The sequence below is a fragment of the Streptomyces sp. NPDC102514 genome, assembly GCF_055584525.1.
On sequence record NZ_JBVJLW010000005.1, the window covers coordinates 115,150 to 130,858 of the forward strand.

Below are 15,709 nucleotides of genomic sequence, written 5' to 3' on the forward strand. Positions count from 1 at the left end.
CAGCCCCCACCGGGCCGCAGGTTCAATCACCGGCGCACCCGGCGGAGCGTCTAGTGGATGCCCATCCAGCTTTCTATGGGGCTCAGGGCGAAGAAGATCAGGAAGATCGCCGTCAAGCCCCACATGAAGGCGCCCACCTCGCGCGCCCTGCCCTGCGCGATCTTGATGGCGACGTAACTGATGACCCCGGCCGCGACCCCCGCCGTGATGGAGTACGTGAACGGCATGATCACGACGGTCAGGAAGACCGGGATCGCGGTCGCGCGGTCGGCCCAGTCCACATGGCGGGCGTTCATCATCATCATCGCGCCGATGACGACCAGGGCCGCCGCCGCGACCTCACCGGGGACGATCGCCGTCAGCGGGGTGAAGAAGAGACACGCTGCGAAGAACAGGCCCGTGATGACCGAGGACAGCCCCGTTCGGGCACCCTCGCCGACCCCCGTGGCCGACTCCACGAACACCGTCTGCCCGGAGGCGCCCGCGACCCCTCCGATCGCCCCGCCCGCCCCGTCGATGAACAGCGCCTTGGACAGGCCCGGCATCCGGCCCTTGTCGTCGGCGAGGCCCGCCTCGGTGCCGACGCCGATGATGGTGGCCATCGCGTCGAAGAACCCCGCGAGGACGAGCGTGAACACGATCATGCCGACCGTCATCGCACCGACCTCGCCCCAGCCGCCGAACTCGACGTCACCGAAGATCGAGAAGTCGGGCATCGACACCGCGCTGCCGTGCAGTTCGGGCGCCCCGCTGGCCCACTGCTTCGGGTCGATCACGTCGAGGGCGTTGAGGACCACGGCGAGTACGGTTCCGCCGACTATGCCGATCAGGATCGCGCCGGGGACGCCGCGCGCCTGGAGCATGAAGATGGCGAGCAGCGTGACGGCGAACAACAGCACCGGCCAGCCGGCCAGTTCGCCCGTCGCGCCGAGCGAGACCGGGGTGGCCTTGCCCTGGTGGACGAAGCCCGCCTTCACCAGGCCGATGAGCGCGATGAACAGCCCGATGCCCATGGTGATCGCGTGTTTCAGCGCCAGCGGGATCGCGTTCATGATCATCTCGCGTAGTCCGGTGACCACGAGCAGCATGATCACCACGCCGTACATCACGCACATGCCCATGGCCTGCGGCCAGGTCATCTGGGGCGCGACCTGCGAGGAGAGAACACCGGAGACGGACAGTCCGGCGGCCAGGGCCAGCGGCACCTTGCCGAAGAAGCCCATCAGCAGCGTGGTGAACGCCGCGGCGAACGCCGTCGCGGTGATCAGGGCCTGCCGGCCGAGCGTGTCCCCCGCCACGTCCTTGCCGGACAGGATCAGGGGGTTGAGGAGGAGGATGTACGCCATCGCCATGAAGGTCGTGACGCCGCCGCGCATCTCACGCGCGACCGTGCTTCCCCGCAGGGAAATGTGGAAGTAGCGGTCGAGCCAGGACCGGCCGGCCGGGACGCGGGTTCCCTCACCCGCGTCGTCGGCGGTGGTCCTGGGCTCCAGTGACTGCTGGGTCATGGTGCCTTCTCCCAAGGTTCATAGGGGCACCCGCGCCGTGCTTTCTGCTTGCGCGGGTTTTGGGAAGGTGCACGACCCGGGGGACGGCCCGAGACGAGACGCGGTGCTGTACTTGCGCGGTAACGGGTGCCGTTGATCGAACGGGTGCCCGGTACCGGGGTGGCCGTCGCTGTGCCCACCCGTCCCGCCCTTGCGGAACGCCTGCCCACAGCAACGGCGGGAGCCTGCCCGGAGCGGCGGCGGAACGCGCGCCCACGAGCGTCGGGCGGACTACGCCGTGCCCGTCAGGTGTTCCGGGCGGACCGGTGTCCTGTTGAGCTCCAGACCCGTCGCGTTGCGGATCGCCGCAAGGACGGCCGGGGTCGACGACAGGGTGGGGGCCTCGCCGATGCCGCGGAGCCCGTACGGCGCGTGGTCGTCGGCGAGTTCGAGCACGTCGACGGGGATGGTCGGCGTGTCGAGGATCGTGGGGATGAGGTAGTCGGTGAAGGAGGGGTTCCTGACCTTCGCCGTGACGGGGTCGACGATGATCTCCTCCATCACCGCGATGCCCAGGCCCTGCGTCGTACCGCCCTGGATCTGGCCGATGACGGACAGCGGGTTGAGCGCCTTGCCGACATCCTGCGCGCAGGCCAGCTCGATGACCTTCACCAGGCCCAGTTCGGTGTCCACCTCGACGACCGCGCGGTGGGCGGCGAACGAGTACTGGACGTGTCCGTTGCCCTGTCCGGTACGCAGGTCGAAGGCCTCGGTCGGCCGGTGCCGCCACTCCTCCTCGACCTCGACCGACTCGTCTTCGAGTACGTCGACCAGGTCGGCCAGGACCTCGCCGCCGTCGGTGACGACCTTGCCGCCCTCCAGGAGCAGTTCGGCACTCGCCCAGGCCGGGTGGTACGTGCCGAGCTTGCGGCGGCCGATCTCCAGGACCTTCTCGCGGACCAGCTCGCACGCGTTCTTCACGGCGCCGCCGGTGACGTACGTCTGGCGGGACGCCGACGTCGAACCGGCCGAGCCCACCTGCGTGTCCGCCGGCTGGATCGTCACCTGGGCGACGCCCAGCTCGGTGCGGGCGATCTGTGCGTGGACGGTGACCCCGCCCTGGCCGACCTCCGCCATGGCGGTGTGGACGGTCGCGACGGGTTCGCCGCCGACGACCTCCATACGGACCTTGGCGGTCGAGTAGTCGTCGAAGCCCTCGGAGAAGCCGACGTTCTTGATGCCGACCGCGTAGCCGACACCCCGTACGACGCCTTCGCCGTGGGTGGTGTTGGAGAGGCCGCCGGGGAGCTGGCGGACGTCCGCCGCCTCGCCGGCCGCGAGCCACTGCTGCTCCGGCGGCATCGGCATCGCCTTGACGCGGCGCAGGAGTTCGGCGACGGGGGCGGGCGAGTCGACGGGCTGCCCGGTGGGCATCAGCGTGCCCTGCGACATCGCGTTGAGCTGCCGGAACTCGACCCGGTCCATGCCCACCGCGTCGGCGAGCCTGTCCATCTGCGCCTCGTAGGCGAAGCACGCCTGGACCGCGCCGAAGCCGCGCATGGCGCCGCAGGGCGGGTTGTTGGAGTAGAGGGCGACGGCCTCGATGTCGACGTCTTCGAGGACGTACGGACCGACCGCCAGGGATGCCGCGTTGCCGACGACCGCCGGGGACGCGGAGGCGTACGCGCCGCCGTCCAGGACGATCCGGCACTTCATGTGGGTCAGCTTCCCGTCCTTCGTCGCCCCGTGCTCGTAGTGGAGCTTGGCGGGGTGGCGGTGGACGTGGCCGAAGAAGGACTCGAAGCGGTTGTAGACGATCTTGACCGGTTTGCCCGTGCGGAGCGCCAGCAGACAGGCGTGGATCTGCATGGACAGGTCCTCGCGGCCCCCGAACGCGCCGCCGACACCGGACAGTGTCATCCGCACCTTGTCCTCGGGCAGCCCGAGGACCGGGGCGATCTGGCGCAGGTCGGAGTGCAGCCACTGGGTGGCGACGTAGAGGTCCACGCCGCCGTCCTCGGCCGGTACCGCGAGGCCCGACTCGGGGCCCAGGAACGCCTGGTCCTGCATGCCGAAGGTGTACTCGCCCTCGACGACGAAGTCGGCGCGCTCACGGGCCGCCCCGACGTCTCCGCGGACGATGGGCTGACGGTGGACGATGTTCGGGTGGGAGACGTGCCCGATGTGGTGGTCGTCGCGGCCCTCGTGGATCAGGGGGGCGTCCGGCGCGGTGGCCGAGGCCTCGTCCGTGACGACCGGCAGCTCCTTGTACTCCACCTTGATCTTGGCGGCGGCGCGGCGGGCGGTCTCGGGGTGGTCGGCGGCGACGATCGCGACGGGCTCGCCGTGGTGGCGTACGCGGCCGTGGGCGAGTACCGGGGTGTCCTGGATCTCCAGGCCGTAGTTCTTCACCGCGGTCGGCAGGTCGTCGTACGTCAGGACGGCGTAGACGCCGGGCGTCGCGAGGGCCTCGCCGGTGTCGATGGAGAGGATCTCGGCGTGCGCGACCGGGGAGCGCAGGATCTGGCCCCAGAGCATGTCCTCGTGCCACATGTCGGACGAGTACGCGAACTCGCCGGTGACCTTGAGGGTGCCGTCCGGGCGCAGCGTGGACTCGCCGATGCCGCCCTTGGTCCGTGAACCCTGGGTGACCTTCGTGGGAGTACCGACGGGAGCGGTGGCGCGGGCCGCGTCGGCAGTGGTGTCGGTAGCCATCGTCAGACCGCCTCTCCCTGACGGGCGGCCGCCAGGCGGACCGCGTCCATGATCTTCTCGTAGCCGGTGCAGCGGCAGAGGTTGCCCGAGAGCGCCTCGCGGATGTCCGCGTCGGTCGGGGTCGGGTTGCGCTCCAGCATCTCGTCGGCCGCGACCAGCAGGCCGGGGGTGCAGAAGCCGCACTGGACGGCTCCGGCGTCGATGAACGCCTGCTGGATGGGGGCGAGTTCGGCGCCCTCGCCGGTCTGCGAGTCTGAGGGCCGCGCCTCCCAGCGCTTGGCCGCGTCCAGGGGCGTACCACAGGCGCCGGGGGCTCCCGCGGCTCCAGAGCCTTCGTGGGCTCCGGAGGCGCAGCCGCCGTGTTCCGCGCGCTGCCTGGCGAAGTCCGCGAGGCCCTCGACCGTGACGACGTCGCGGCCCTCGACCTGTCCGGCCGCGACCAGACAGGAACACACCGGAACGTTGTCGAGGCGGACCGTGCAGGAGCCGCACTCGCCCTGCTCGCAGGCGTTCTTCGAGCCCGGCAGGCCCATGCGTTCCCGTAGTACGTACAGCAGGGACTCGCCCTCCCACACGTCGTCGGCTTCCTGCGGACGGCCGTTTACCGTGAAACTGACGCGCATTACGCGACTCCCTCCGTGCGGGCGGCGGTGCCGCGGTACGACTCCCAGGTCCAGGTCAGCGTGCGGCGGGCCATGATGCCCACCGCGTGGCGGCGGTAGCTCGCGGTGCCCCGGACGTCGTCGATGGGGTTGCAGGCGCCGGAGCACAGCTCGGCGAACTGCTTGGCCACCGACGGGGTGATGATCTTCCCGTTCTCCCAGAAGCCGCCCTCTTCGAGCGCCGCGTTCAGGAATTCCTCGGCCGCCCTGGCCCGGACGGGCGTGGGCGCGGCCGAACCGATGCCGGTGCGGACCGTGCGGGTGGCGGGGTGCAGGGCGAGGCCGAAGGCGCACACCGCGATCACCATGGCGTTGCGGGTGCCGACCTTGGAGTACTGCTGCGGGCCGTCCGCCTTCTTGACGTGGACGGCGCGGATCAGCTCGTCGGGGGCGAGGGCGTTGCGCTTGACCCCGGTGTAGAAGGCGTCGATGGGGATCAGCCGCGAGCCCCGTACGGACTCGGCCTCCACCTCGGCGCCCGCCGCGAGGAGGGCGGGGTGGGCGTCACCGGCCGGGGAGGCGGTGCCGAGGTTGCCGCCGACTCCGCCGCGGTTGCGGATCTGCGGGGAGGCCACGGTGTGGGAGGCCAGGGCCAGGCCGGGCAGCTCGCCGCGGAGGTTGTCCATGATCGCCGAGTACGGGACCGAGGCGCCGAGGCGGACCGACTCCTCGCCGACCTCCCAGTCGCCCAGCTCGCCGATGCGGTTCAGGTCCAGCAGGTACTCGGGCCGGCGGTGGTCGAAGTTGATCTCGACCATCACGTCGGTGCCACCCGCAATCGGCACAGCTGTGGGATGCGCTGCCTTCGCGGCGAGCGCTTCCTCCCAGCTGGCGGGGCGAAGGAAGTCCATGACCGGCTCTCTTCTTCGTCTCGTTGATGGTGCTGATCAAGCCAGATCGTGTGCGGCGGCCCGGGCTCGTTCATGAGGTGTTCACGTGGATGGGAGCCAGTACACAGCGCGTTCCGCCAACGGGGTCAGTCACCGAAACCATGAAGGAGTTGGCTGGCCAGGGCGCGCATCTTGTAGATTCGTATGAATGGAGGTCATCAGTAACCTCTTGGCTTTCCCTGGGAAACGTCAGACGCAGCCCGCTGCGCGTCGGCCACCGGCCGGAACGAGTCCTCCTCCCTCCCCCTCATCGGTTCGACCCCCTCCACCGGTTCCCCATCCATCGTAATTTTTCGAGACAGAACGGCGGCGACGAGATGCGGCTGCGCGCACTGCTGGACACGGACGCGCTGGGCCTGCGGCTGCTCGGCGGCCAGGACGAGCTGGACCGCACGGTGCGTGGCGTGATGACCACGGACCTGAGGGACCCCAGCCGCTATCTGTCGGGCGGTGAGCTGGTCCTCACCGGTCTCGCCTGGCGCCGTGGCCCGGCCGACTCCGAGCCCTTCGTACGGCTCCTCGCGGGTGCCGGGGTCACGGCGCTGGCGGCGGGCGAGGCCGAGCTGGGCGCGATCCCGGACGATCTGGTGGCGGCCTGCGCGCAGCACCGGCTGCCGCTGTTCGCCGTCAACGAGTCGGTGGCCTTCGCGACGATCACCGAGCACGTCGTACGGCAGGTGTCGGGCGAGCGTGCCGGGGACCTGGCGGCCGTGGTGGACCGGCACCGCCGGATGATGACCTCCGGCCCGGCGGGCGGCGGCCCGGACGTGGTCCTGGACCTGCTCGGTTCCGATCTGGACCTGCGGGCCTGGGTGCTCTCCCCCGCCGGACGCCTCATCGCGGGCTCGCGCCTCGCGGAGACCGAGCTGCCCGCGGGGGTGTGCGCCGCGCTGGCCGGTGAGCACCTGGCGGCGGTCCGTACCGGCCGCCGCGGCCCGCACCGGGTGACGCTGGGCCCGGCCACGTACTCCCTGTTCCCGGTCCGCGGCGGCGGACGCGGTACGACGGGGACAGCTGGGGCGACTGGGGTGGCGGGTGCGCGTGACGTACGCGAGACGGTGCTGTCGGAGTGGCTGCTGGCGGTCGAGGCGGACGCCGGGGACTGGCCGGACGAGCGGCTCGACCTGCTGGAGGGCGTGACGCAGCTGATCGCCGTGGAGCGGGAGCGCCGGGACGCGGCGCGCACCGTGCGGCGCAGGCTCGCGCAGGAGGTGCTGGAGCTGGTGCAGACCGGCGCCGCGCCCGCCGAGATCGCGGCGCGGCTGCGGGTCGCGGCGCCCGTGCTGCTGCCGGGGCTGGGCGCGGCCCCGCACTGGCAGGTCGTGGTCGCCCGCGTCGAATGGGACGGGACGAAGGGCGGGCCCGCGGGATTCCCGGCCGAGTCCGCCGGCGGTGGAAGACGCACCGAGGGGCCCGCGGGAGGACTGGCGGGCGGTCCGGTGGCGCAGGCGCTGCTGGAGGAGATCCTCGTGGACCCGCTGTCGTCGGGGCCCGAGCCCTCGGACCGGATCGCGGTCGCCCACACGGGCGACGAGGCCGTCGCCCTCGTACCGCTGCCGGCCGTCTCCTCGGAGCACGACGGCTCGGAGACGGGCCTGCTCGCCGACGCGATCCTGGAGGCCGTACGCGAGCCGCTGTCGGCCGGGCTCGACGGCGACGGGCGGCTCACGCTGGGCGTCAGCGCGGCCGTGCACTCCGCGGAGGGTCTGCGGGGCGCGCTGGAGGAGGCGCGGCACGCGCGGCGGGTGGCCGCGGCCAGGCCCGGGCGGGTGTGCGCGGCGGGCCACCAGGAGCTGGCGTCCCACGTACTGCTGCTGCCGTTCGTACCGGACGACGTGCGCCGCGCCTTCACGGCCCGGCTGCTGGACCCGCTCCGCGAGTACGACCGCCGTCACCGCGCCGAGCTGATCCCGACGCTGGAGGCGTTCCTCGACTGCGACGGGTCCTGGACGCGCTGCGCGGCCCGGCTGCATCTGCACGTCAACACACTGCGCTATCGGGTCGGGCGTATCGAGCAGTTGACGGGCCGAGATCTTTCCCGCCTTGAGGACAAGCTGGACTTCTTCCTCGCGCTGCGGATGAGCTGAGGTCACAGCACTGCGGGCGGCCGGGTCCCCCTCGCCCGGACGCGGCAGTAAGCCCCGAAGGGGCACCAAGTCTCTTCTCTGCCCCACGACTTTGTGAAATCCTTCACCCACCCCCTTGGCCGGGCGCGCTGATTCGTGCTGAGATGCCGCCACCACTCAACAGCTCAATGGCGTGCTCGGGGAGGGCAACGTGGCGTATCCCGCCATGTCTGGTTACGGAACTGCTGCAGGGGACGATCCACTCCAGACCGCGGTATGGCGGTTGCGTTCACGCGCCTGCTGGGCCGACGCGGCCGCTCTCCTGGAACCACACACGGCATCGGCGGCTCTCCAGAGAGCGTCACTCCTCGTCGAACGCTGTCTCTACACCGAGCAGGGCTGGGCGGAGGCGGAGGACGCGCTGCGCACGGCGGAGGCGCTGGCCCAGAGCGACGACGAGCGGGGGGCGGCGGCGTGCGAGCGCGGGCAGCTCGCGTACGCGTCCACGCTGCTCGCGGTCCGCGACCGCGCCGACGAGGCACGGGCCGCGCTCGGCCGGGCGGCTGCCCTGATCGCGCCGGGCGCCAAGGGGCGGGCGCTGCTGGACTTCCGGCGCGGGCTGCTCGCGGAGAACCTGGCGCACTCGCCGCAGTCCGCGCGCGCGGCCTATCGCCGGGCCCACGCGGGCGCCACCGCGCACGACGACCCGCTGCTGCTGTCCTTCACCTGGCGCCACTTGGCCGGACTCGCGCTGCGCGAGGGCGAGTTGGCGGAGGCGCGGCACGGCTTCGCCGAATCCCTGCGCATCCGCGAGGAGTTGGGCTACCTGGTCGGTACGGCCCCGGCGCTGGCGTCCCTGGCCGACGCGGAATCCGAACCGGAGGCATCCCGGCTCCGGGCGGAAGCGGGACGCCTGTTCAAACTCCTGGGCGGCGTACCGACATGGCTGGCAGCCCAGTTGACACCCCCGGCAGCCACGGCATGACACTTGCGCCGTTCCCCGCGCTCCTAGGGGCGCGGGGAACGGCGCAGTCTTTCGTCTTCAGGGGCGCGGGGAACTGCGCAGTCCTTTGCCTTTAGGGGCGCGGGGAACTGCGCAGTCCTTTGCCTTTAGGGGCGCGGGGAACTGCGCAGTCCTTTGCCTTTAGGGGCGCGGGGAACTGCGCGACCAGCCCCCACCGGGCCCGCAGACGAACGACACCCCGCCCCCACCCCCACCCCCACCCCGGAGGGGACCCGCTAGGCGCCGCCGAAATGGTCCCGTATCAAGGACTGCGCAGTCGGCACGTCCGAGCCGGACAACGCGTCCAGCAGCGCCGTGTGCTGACCGGCATCCGCCAGAAGGTCCGCACGCGGCCGCCGAGCGGACACCCCCGCCATCGGCCACTGCGCCCGCCGATGGAGATCGTCAGCGAGCTGCACCAGCTGACGGTTGCCCGACAGCGCGAGCACCGCCGCGTGGAAGACACGGTCGGACTCGGCGTAGCGCGCGAGATCACCGGTGGCCGCCACGGCCACGGTCGCGTCGGCGAGCGGTCGCAGTTCCGCCCAGCAGGGGGCCGCCACCGTACGGGTCAGCCGCAGCATCACCGGCATCTCGACGAGCGCCCGGATCTCGGCCAGTTCGGCCAGTTCACGGGCCCCGCGCCGGATGACGCGGAAGCCGCGGTTCGGTACGACCTCGACCGCGCCCTCGTTCGCGAGTTGCTGCATGGCCTCGCGCACGGGGGTCGCGGAGACGCCGAAGCGTTCGCCGAGCGCGGGGGCGGAGTAGACCTCGCCGGGGGCGAGGTCACCGGCGACGAGCGCGGACCGCAAGGCGTCGAGGACCTGTCCGCGGACGGAGACCCGCTGGATCACGGGCCGGGGAGCCGCGACGGCGAAGACGGGCCCGGACACGGGTCCGATCGAGGCCTTACGGGCATCGGGTGCACGGCGCCCCGACGGCGTACCGCGTCCACCGCGCCCGCCGGGGGCGCCTGGGCCGTTCAAGGCTCCCGGGGCTTCCGGGGCTCCGACGGCATCGGAGACATCGGGTGTCCCTAATGACGCCGGGGTGCGGCCGGGACCGCCCAGGATTCCCGGGGCCGAGGACACACGGGCATCCGGCACACCCGGGCCGCCGGAAGCACCCGCGCCGCCCGGCGCTTCCGGGCCCTCGGGAGCGCCGGGCGGCGCTGCCGCTTCGCGGCCCTCGGTTCCGGGTACGGCGGTCGACGCGTCGCGCGCGTCGGTGTCACGGGCGCCGCGCGGGAAGCCGGCCGCACCGCCTCCGGGTACGAACGCCTCGCCCGGCAGGCCCCCACCGGCACCCGAGGAGCCCTCGCGCGCGATCCGCGGCTGGGGAATCGGCGTCTCGCTGTGGGTGTGCTCGCCACGGGCCGCGTGCGCGACGGGAGCCGCCGGGGCGGTTCCACCCCGGGGGGCCGCGTCACGACCGGCCCCGCGCGTACCGCCACCGCTGTCGCCACGACGGCTCTCCGCCCGCGCCTGCTGCGGGACCCGCGGGGCAGCACCCTCGGAACGGCCTCCCTCGGAGCGCGCCTCCGTCAGGCGGTCCTCCGCGGGCCGCGCGCCCACCGGGCCTTCCCCCACCGGTCGCGCCCCCATCGGACCCGTCCCCGAAGACGACGCTCCGACGGCGTCATGTCCCTCGCGCGAACCGGCCTTCTGCATGGGAGCCTCCTCCGGGGTGGCGCTGGTGGTGGGTGTGCGGGTGGGAATGTCGGGTGGGTCCGTCGTGACCCCGACAGAACAGGGTAAACCTCGACCCTATCGGGTAAGGTAAGCCTTACCTGTCGAAGATCGAGAAACGGGGTCCTTGCATGTCCGCTCCCGCCCCGGCCGCGACTGCGCCCGTGACCCCCGGCGGCGCGCACCCGGCCCACTCGGCCCTCACCGAGGCGTACACGCGGATGACCGAGGTGTTCCCGGCCCTGGGCGTGACGGAGCTCGCCCCGGGCGAACCCGCCCCGACGGGCGACGGGCGGGTCGGTGTCGCGCGGCTCGCGGAGGCGGGGCCGGAGTTCGAGTCCTTTCTCGCGTGGGACGACGAGCAGGTGCTGGCCGACCACGGCCGGCGGGCACGCCCGGACGTCATCGCCAGCTTCGGTCTGCACCGGTACGCCTGGCCGGCCTGTCTGCTGATCACGGTTCCGTGGTTCGTGCTGCGCCGCGTCCCCCGTTTCCCCGTGCAGGACGTCACCTTCCAGCGCATGCCCGGCCGTATCGCGGTGCGCGTGGGCACATTCGCCTGCCTCCCGGACGACCCGGCGGCGACACTGCCCGGCGCCCGTGTCGTTCCGGACGAAGAGGCCCTGCGCGCCGAGGTGCGGGCCTCCGTCGCCGAGCACCTGGAGCCGGTCCTGAGCGGTTTCGGCCCGCGTATGCGACGCCGGGGCCGCGCCCTGTGGGCCATGGCGACCGACGAGGTCGTCGAGAGCCTTCATCACGTCGCCGGTCTGCTCGGCGAGCAGGAGCGTGCGACCGAGGAGCTGGAGCGGCTGTTCCCCGGCACCACCAAGCCGTACGTCGGCACGGCCGGCTTCCGTGAGGTGACCGGTTCGAACGGCGAGTGCCTGCCCACCCGGGACCGGGCCAGCTGCTGCTTCTACTACACCCTCGACGCCGAGGACACCTGCGCCAACTGCCCCCGGAACAGCGAGGCCGTGCGCATCGCGAAGCTGACGGCCCAGGCAGAAGAGGCGGAGGCGGCGGAGGCGGCCTGAGCCCCGCGCAAGATCACCTTCCGCGTCCGGGTAAGATCAACTCGGCCCGGCCCCGGGTTCTTTGCGGTAAACGCCGGTGCTGAGGTCACGGCTGGTTCACAATATCCTCACTTGGCGCAGGAACTTTCCGTGGAACCACCCGTACGGGTAATCTAACTCGAACTCAACTCCCGCTCCTCAAGCGGCAGTTCGAGGAGAATGCCGCCCACGCGCATCCCCTTGCACTCTCTTGGCGGCCTCTTGCCCCGAAACCCCCTGAGGACCCGCGGGATTGGGCCACTATGACGGGCGTTACGCCCTATCCCAATGCAAGGGACCCCAGATGAGACTGACCGACATATCGCTGAACTGGCTGCTACCCGGCGCCGTGCTGCTCCTGGGCCTGCTGGCGGCGGTTGCGGTGCTCGCGCGTGGCAAGCGCGCCGGGGAGAAGACCCACGCCGAAGACTCGTGGGAGCGCACGGAAGAACGCCGCAGGCGCAAGGAGGCCATCTACGGCACCGCCTCCTACGTACTGCTGTTCTGCTGCGCCGCGGTCGCCGCCGCACTCTCCTTCCACGGCCTGGTCGGCTTCGGCGAGCAGAATCTGAACCTCTCCGGCGGCTGGCAGTACCTGGTGCCGTTCGGCCTGGACGGCGCGGCCATGTTCTGCTCCGTGCTCGCGGTGCGCGAGGCCAGCCACGGTGACGCGGCGCTCGGCTCCCGGATACTCGTGTGGACGTTCGCGGCCGCCGCTGCCTGGTTCAACTGGGTGCACGCCCCCCGGGGCCTCGACCACGCGGGCGCTCCGCACTTCTTCGCCGGCATGTCCCTGTCGGCCGCCGTCCTGTTCGACCGCGCGCTGAAGCAGACCCGCCGCGCCGCTCTGCGTGAGCAGGGCCTGGTGCCCCGGCCGCTGCCCCAGATCCGGATCGTACGGTGGCTGCGCGCCCCTCGTGAGACGTACGGCGCCTGGTCGCTGATGCTCCTGGAGAACGTGCGCAGCCTGGACGAGGCCGTCGAGGAAGTGCGCGAGGACAAGCGGGAGAAGGAGCAGAACCGCCTTCGCCGGCGCGACCAGGAGAAGCTGGACCGTGCCCGTATCAAGGCCATCACCCGCGGCCACCGCGGTGCGCTCGGCCGCGGCGGCCGTCAGGCGGAACTGCAGGCGGCCCAACCGGCCACTCAGGTCACCTCGGAGCCTGCCATATCAACGCCGGAACTACCTTCCCGCGCCCGACCCTCGTTGCAGCCGGTCCGGCGAAGCGGGGACTCGGGGACAGTCGATCTCACCGCGGAGGACGACACAATGGCCCTCCCTCGCCTCGATTCCCTTGAGCGCAAGCTGAAGGACCTGGAGCAGCAGTTCGGCTGAGCACGACCCGGGGCTTCTCAACGGCCTCGACTCTGGATGGGGGCGCGGCATTTCATGTCGCGCCCCCATCCAGTTCGAACCACACCGCCTTCCCCACCCCGTGCATGCGTACGCCCCACGCGTCGGCGAGCGACTGCACCAGGATCAGGCCCCTGCCGTGCGTGCCCTCGTCCGGGTTCGGTATCCGTATCCTCGGCCTGCGGGCCTCGAAGTCCCGTACCTCCACCCGCAGTCCGCGCGGGCCGACGGTCGCTGTGAACAGCGCCTCCTGATCGGTGTGGACGAGCGCGTTGGTCACGATCTCGCTGGTGAGCAGTTCTGCCGTCTCGGACCTGCCGGGCCTCCCCCAGTGGGCGAGCAGTTCCCGCAGCGCCCTGCGGACCTCGGGCACGGCCCGGAGATCGCAGCGCCGGAGCCTGCGCCTCAGATGCGACAAGCCTTCCTGAAGACCCTGCTGGTCGAATGCGATCTCCGCCGTGTCCGCCGTGTCCTCCACGGTCGTGGCCGAATTCACCGTCTCCGCCGAGAAGGCCCCGGATAAGACGGGACCGCCTCCTCGCGCATACCTCTTCATGACCCCCGCCGCTCTCGGTACCCCTCCTGCTCGAACACGTTCACGGAATGCATGCCCCGCCAGGAAACCAGGCAGACATGTCGATTCTTCAATAACTGGCTGTACGTGGGTCGTTGACGGCCGTACGAGGCAGGCCGTCCGGCGGCGGATCACACCCGCGAAGGCTTCGGAAGGGCCCCGCCGACGCCGGGAAGCGGTGGGCGGGGCGAGTGCGTCGGACATCGGCGGGCGGGTGCCGCGCGGCGGACTGCGTACGCTCCCGCCGGGACGGCCGGAGAACGCACTGGTGACACGGGGGACTCCGGCCACCCGGCGGACGGACCGCCGGACGCGGCGCCGACGCCCCGCCGACCGCCTCCCGCGACGGTCGCGACCCGGGCGGGCGGGGCGGCCCCCGCGCGGGAGGCGGCGCCGTCCAGGTGCGGCGCCGGGCAGCGGTGTACCGGACGGGCGCACACCGCTTCGCGCCGATGTCTTCGGCTGGCGGTACGGTCGTCGGCGCTCGGTCCATCCGCCGACAGCCGCCTGCCGCACCGGCCGTACACGAGTCGGACGTACGCGGGTCGGACGTACGCGGCCGTTGCTTTCGCCTACTTGCCGCTGATCCCCTTGTCCCCGATGTGGATGATCTCGTGGTCACGGTTCATGTCGACGACGAGTTTGGTCGTGGTCCTGTCCCCCCAGGTCATCGTCACGACCGCTTCGGAGTGGTCCGCCTTGCCGTTGTCGGTGACCGTCCACTTCGCCGGCACGTTCTGGGCCCGCAGGACGCCGTCCGCGTGGTTGGCGTCCTCCCAGGCCTCGATCTCCTTGAGGTGGTCGGCGTCCACGTAGTACTTCCGCAGCTCGGTGACCAGGTTGCCGCCCTCGCCCGGGCCGCTCTGCGCGTCGATGTACGCGCCGTAGAAGTCGGCGATCCGGGTCACCGGGCTCGACGGCTGCCCGCTGACCGGGCGGAACGCGGCGCTCGCCGCCGTCGACCCGGCCGAGGTCGCCTCGGCCGACGCCGTGATCGCGAGCGGCAGGGCGGTCGCGGCGACGAGGCCGGCGATCAGAGCGGCACGGCGTCCCCGCCTGCCTGCGGTGGTGCCGGCGGCGCTGCTGTTGCTGTTCATCGGTCTGTGTTCCCCGTTTTCGTGGTCGTGGTGCTCGTCGGTCATGGTGATTGGGGCCGCCCTCTCGACCCCCGTCGCGTGAGGGCGGCCCCGGCTCCGGTGGCGGTCAGTAGAGCTTGTCGACCGCGGTGGCCGTCGTCTTCTTGAAGGCCTTCACGGGCGCGTCGGAGAAGTCGCCCATCTGCCCCCACTTCACGACGGTGACGGCCCGGCCGTCCCGGCCGACCGAGTAGAGGTTGATGTCGGTGGCGCCCCAGGAGGTTTCGGTGTGCACCCCGTAGACGTGGGCGCCCTCCTCGACCGGCAGCTTCCCGTAGTCCTTCAGGGTGGCCTCGACCTCGGGATCGGACTGCTCGGCCTTGGCCTCACAGGCCTTGATCTCCTTGTTCAGCCGCTTGGCCAGGGCATCGGCCTTGGCGTTGCTGCCGACGACGATGGTCAGCTGCTGGGCGTTGGTCTCCAGGTCGGTACGGAAATCCCGGTACGAGGAGTCGTAGCCCGGCAGCGCGTCCTCCAGGCAGAACGCCAGCTCGCCGGGAACACCCGGCGTGACCTTGCCCGCCGTCCAGGCGGACGAGGGGTGCGGCGGCAGCTGGGCGGCCGACAGGAACCTGGGCGTGCCGTTCGCCGTCACCGAGACGGGTGCCGAGGTGTTCACGACGGCACCGGCCGGGCCGGCGAGTACCGTGCCGACGGCGAGGGCCGCGGCGGCGAGTGCGGTGAACGCCACGCCTCGGGTGCGCTTGCTCATTGGATTGTCCCCCTGGGTCTGAATGCCTGCACGATCCGGGTGCATGGCCGTTCCGTGTACATGGCCGTTCCGTGTACATGGCCGTTCCGTGTACATGGCCGTTCCGTGTGCATGGCGAAGCGCCTGCACAAGTGGTGGGTGTGGTCGCGAAGGCCCTGCGTGGGCTGCCGTCGGCTGGTCGGTCCGGCGGCGGTCGGTGCGACACCAGAAGCATCAGCCGTCACTCGGGGCGTGCGCAACAGGAGACGCCGTTTCCGCCACGGTGGAACCATCCCATCCCCCTTGACGTGCAGGTATATGGAGTGCCTGGGATGCTCGTCCCGGACGGGACAGGCCCCTCGGCCGGGGGCGACGACCAGTAGGGCGA

Annotated in this window: 12 protein-coding genes; 4 read left to right on the top strand and 8 right to left on the bottom strand. The window is 71.6% G+C overall.

From position 1 onward, the window contains the following. Nucleotides 1-50 precede the first annotated feature (50 nt). From ACZ60E_RS14990 to ACZ60E_RS15005, 4 genes are all read right to left on the bottom strand, one after another. The gene (locus tag ACZ60E_RS14990; protein ID WP_384799634.1) at nucleotides 51-1,508 is read right to left on the bottom strand and encodes an NCS2 family permease; all 1,458 of its coding nucleotides are present in this window, start codon (nucleotides 1,506-1,508) and stop codon (nucleotides 51-53) included. 270 nt (nucleotides 1,509-1,778) lie between these two features. Continuing rightward, nucleotides 1,779-4,202: a xanthine dehydrogenase family protein molybdopterin-binding subunit gene (locus ACZ60E_RS14995; protein WP_469440669.1), complete on the bottom strand. Its 2,424-nt coding sequence runs from the start codon at nucleotides 4,200-4,202 to the stop codon at nucleotides 1,779-1,781. A gap of 2 nt (nucleotides 4,203-4,204) precedes the next feature. Continuing rightward, nucleotides 4,205-4,825 carry a (2Fe-2S)-binding protein gene (locus tag ACZ60E_RS15000; protein WP_384799640.1) on the bottom strand — a complete coding sequence of 207 codons (621 nt, stop codon included), beginning with the start codon at nucleotides 4,823-4,825 and terminating at the stop codon, nucleotides 4,205-4,207. Continuing rightward, nucleotides 4,825-5,715, bottom strand: coding sequence for an FAD binding domain-containing protein (locus ACZ60E_RS15005; protein WP_453793421.1), 891 nt, complete (start codon nucleotides 5,713-5,715; stop codon nucleotides 4,825-4,827). The genes ACZ60E_RS15000 and ACZ60E_RS15005 overlap by 1 nt, the downstream gene beginning before the upstream one ends. 356 nt (nucleotides 5,716-6,071) lie before the next feature. On the opposite strand from ACZ60E_RS15005, the gene ACZ60E_RS15010 reads away from it, so the two are divergent. Together ACZ60E_RS15010 and ACZ60E_RS15015 are read left to right on the top strand one after the other, a co-directional pair. Continuing rightward, nucleotides 6,072-7,841, top strand: a complete 1,770-nt coding sequence (locus tag ACZ60E_RS15010; RefSeq protein ID WP_469440671.1) for a PucR family transcriptional regulator — start codon at nucleotides 6,072-6,074, stop codon at nucleotides 7,839-7,841. A 190-nt stretch (nucleotides 7,842-8,031) separates the two neighbouring features. Next, complete coding sequence (locus ACZ60E_RS15015) at nucleotides 8,032-8,805, top strand: hypothetical protein (protein WP_384799649.1); 774 nt, start codon at nucleotides 8,032-8,034, stop codon at nucleotides 8,803-8,805. A gap of 254 nt (nucleotides 8,806-9,059) precedes the next feature. Here ACZ60E_RS15015 and ACZ60E_RS15020 read toward each other — a convergent pair whose 3' ends face one another. Beyond that, the gene (locus ACZ60E_RS15020; protein ID WP_469441191.1) at nucleotides 9,060-9,896 is read right to left on the bottom strand and encodes a GntR family transcriptional regulator; all 837 of its coding nucleotides are present in this window, start codon (nucleotides 9,894-9,896) and stop codon (nucleotides 9,060-9,062) included. Between the two features lie 749 nt (nucleotides 9,897-10,645). Between ACZ60E_RS15020 and ACZ60E_RS15025 the strand changes: the two genes are divergently transcribed. Together ACZ60E_RS15025 and ACZ60E_RS15030 are read left to right on the top strand one after the other, a co-directional pair. Then, nucleotides 10,646-11,548 (top strand): (2Fe-2S)-binding protein, encoded by a 903-nt coding sequence (locus ACZ60E_RS15025; RefSeq protein WP_469440672.1) that lies wholly within the window; start codon nucleotides 10,646-10,648, stop codon nucleotides 11,546-11,548. Nucleotides 11,549-11,870: 322 nt separating this feature from the next. Further along, complete coding sequence (locus tag ACZ60E_RS15030; protein WP_384799658.1) at nucleotides 11,871-12,902, top strand: DUF2637 domain-containing protein; 1,032 nt, start codon at nucleotides 11,871-11,873, stop codon at nucleotides 12,900-12,902. Between the two features lie 52 nt (nucleotides 12,903-12,954). On the opposite strand, the gene ACZ60E_RS15035 is transcribed toward ACZ60E_RS15030, so the two are convergent. From ACZ60E_RS15035 to ACZ60E_RS15045, 3 genes are all read right to left on the bottom strand, one after another. Next, nucleotides 12,955-13,371, bottom strand: a complete 417-nt coding sequence (locus ACZ60E_RS15035; protein WP_469441193.1) for an ATP-binding protein — start codon at nucleotides 13,369-13,371, stop codon at nucleotides 12,955-12,957. A gap of 695 nt (nucleotides 13,372-14,066) precedes the next feature. Further along, nucleotides 14,067-14,591, bottom strand: coding sequence for a hypothetical protein (locus ACZ60E_RS15040; protein ID WP_385836837.1), 525 nt, complete (start codon nucleotides 14,589-14,591; stop codon nucleotides 14,067-14,069). A gap of 106 nt (nucleotides 14,592-14,697) precedes the next feature. Further along, a complete protein-coding gene (locus ACZ60E_RS15045) occupies nucleotides 14,698-15,342 on the bottom strand; it encodes a hypothetical protein (protein WP_469440675.1) in 645 nt (214 codons plus the stop codon). Nucleotides 15,343-15,709: the final 367 nt, after the last annotated feature.

Bases quoted from the DNA above. Each gene is read 5' to 3' on its own strand.
- ACZ60E_RS15045 (WP_469440675.1), bottom strand. From the start codon at position 15,342: ATGAGCAAGCGCACCCGAGGCGTGGCGTTCACCGCACTCGCCGCCGCG.
- ACZ60E_RS14990 (WP_384799634.1), bottom strand. From the start codon at position 1,508: ATGACCCAGCAGTCACTGGAGCCCAGGACCACCGCCGACGACGCGGGT.
- ACZ60E_RS15030 (WP_384799658.1), top strand. From the start codon at position 11,871: ATGAGACTGACCGACATATCGCTGAACTGGCTGCTACCCGGCGCCGTG.
- ACZ60E_RS14995 (WP_469440669.1), bottom strand. From the start codon at position 4,202: ATGGCTACCGACACCACTGCCGACGCGGCCCGCGCCACCGCTCCCGTC.
- ACZ60E_RS15025 (WP_469440672.1), top strand. From the start codon at position 10,646: ATGTCCGCTCCCGCCCCGGCCGCGACTGCGCCCGTGACCCCCGGCGGC.
- ACZ60E_RS15005 (WP_453793421.1), bottom strand. From the start codon at position 5,715: ATGGACTTCCTTCGCCCCGCCAGCTGGGAGGAAGCGCTCGCCGCGAAG.
- ACZ60E_RS15040 (WP_385836837.1), bottom strand. From the start codon at position 14,591: ATGAACAGCAACAGCAGCGCCGCCGGCACCACCGCAGGCAGGCGGGGA.
- ACZ60E_RS15000 (WP_384799640.1), bottom strand. From the start codon at position 4,825: ATGCGCGTCAGTTTCACGGTAAACGGCCGTCCGCAGGAAGCCGACGAC.
- ACZ60E_RS15010 (WP_469440671.1), top strand. From the start codon at position 6,072: ATGCGGCTGCGCGCACTGCTGGACACGGACGCGCTGGGCCTGCGGCTG.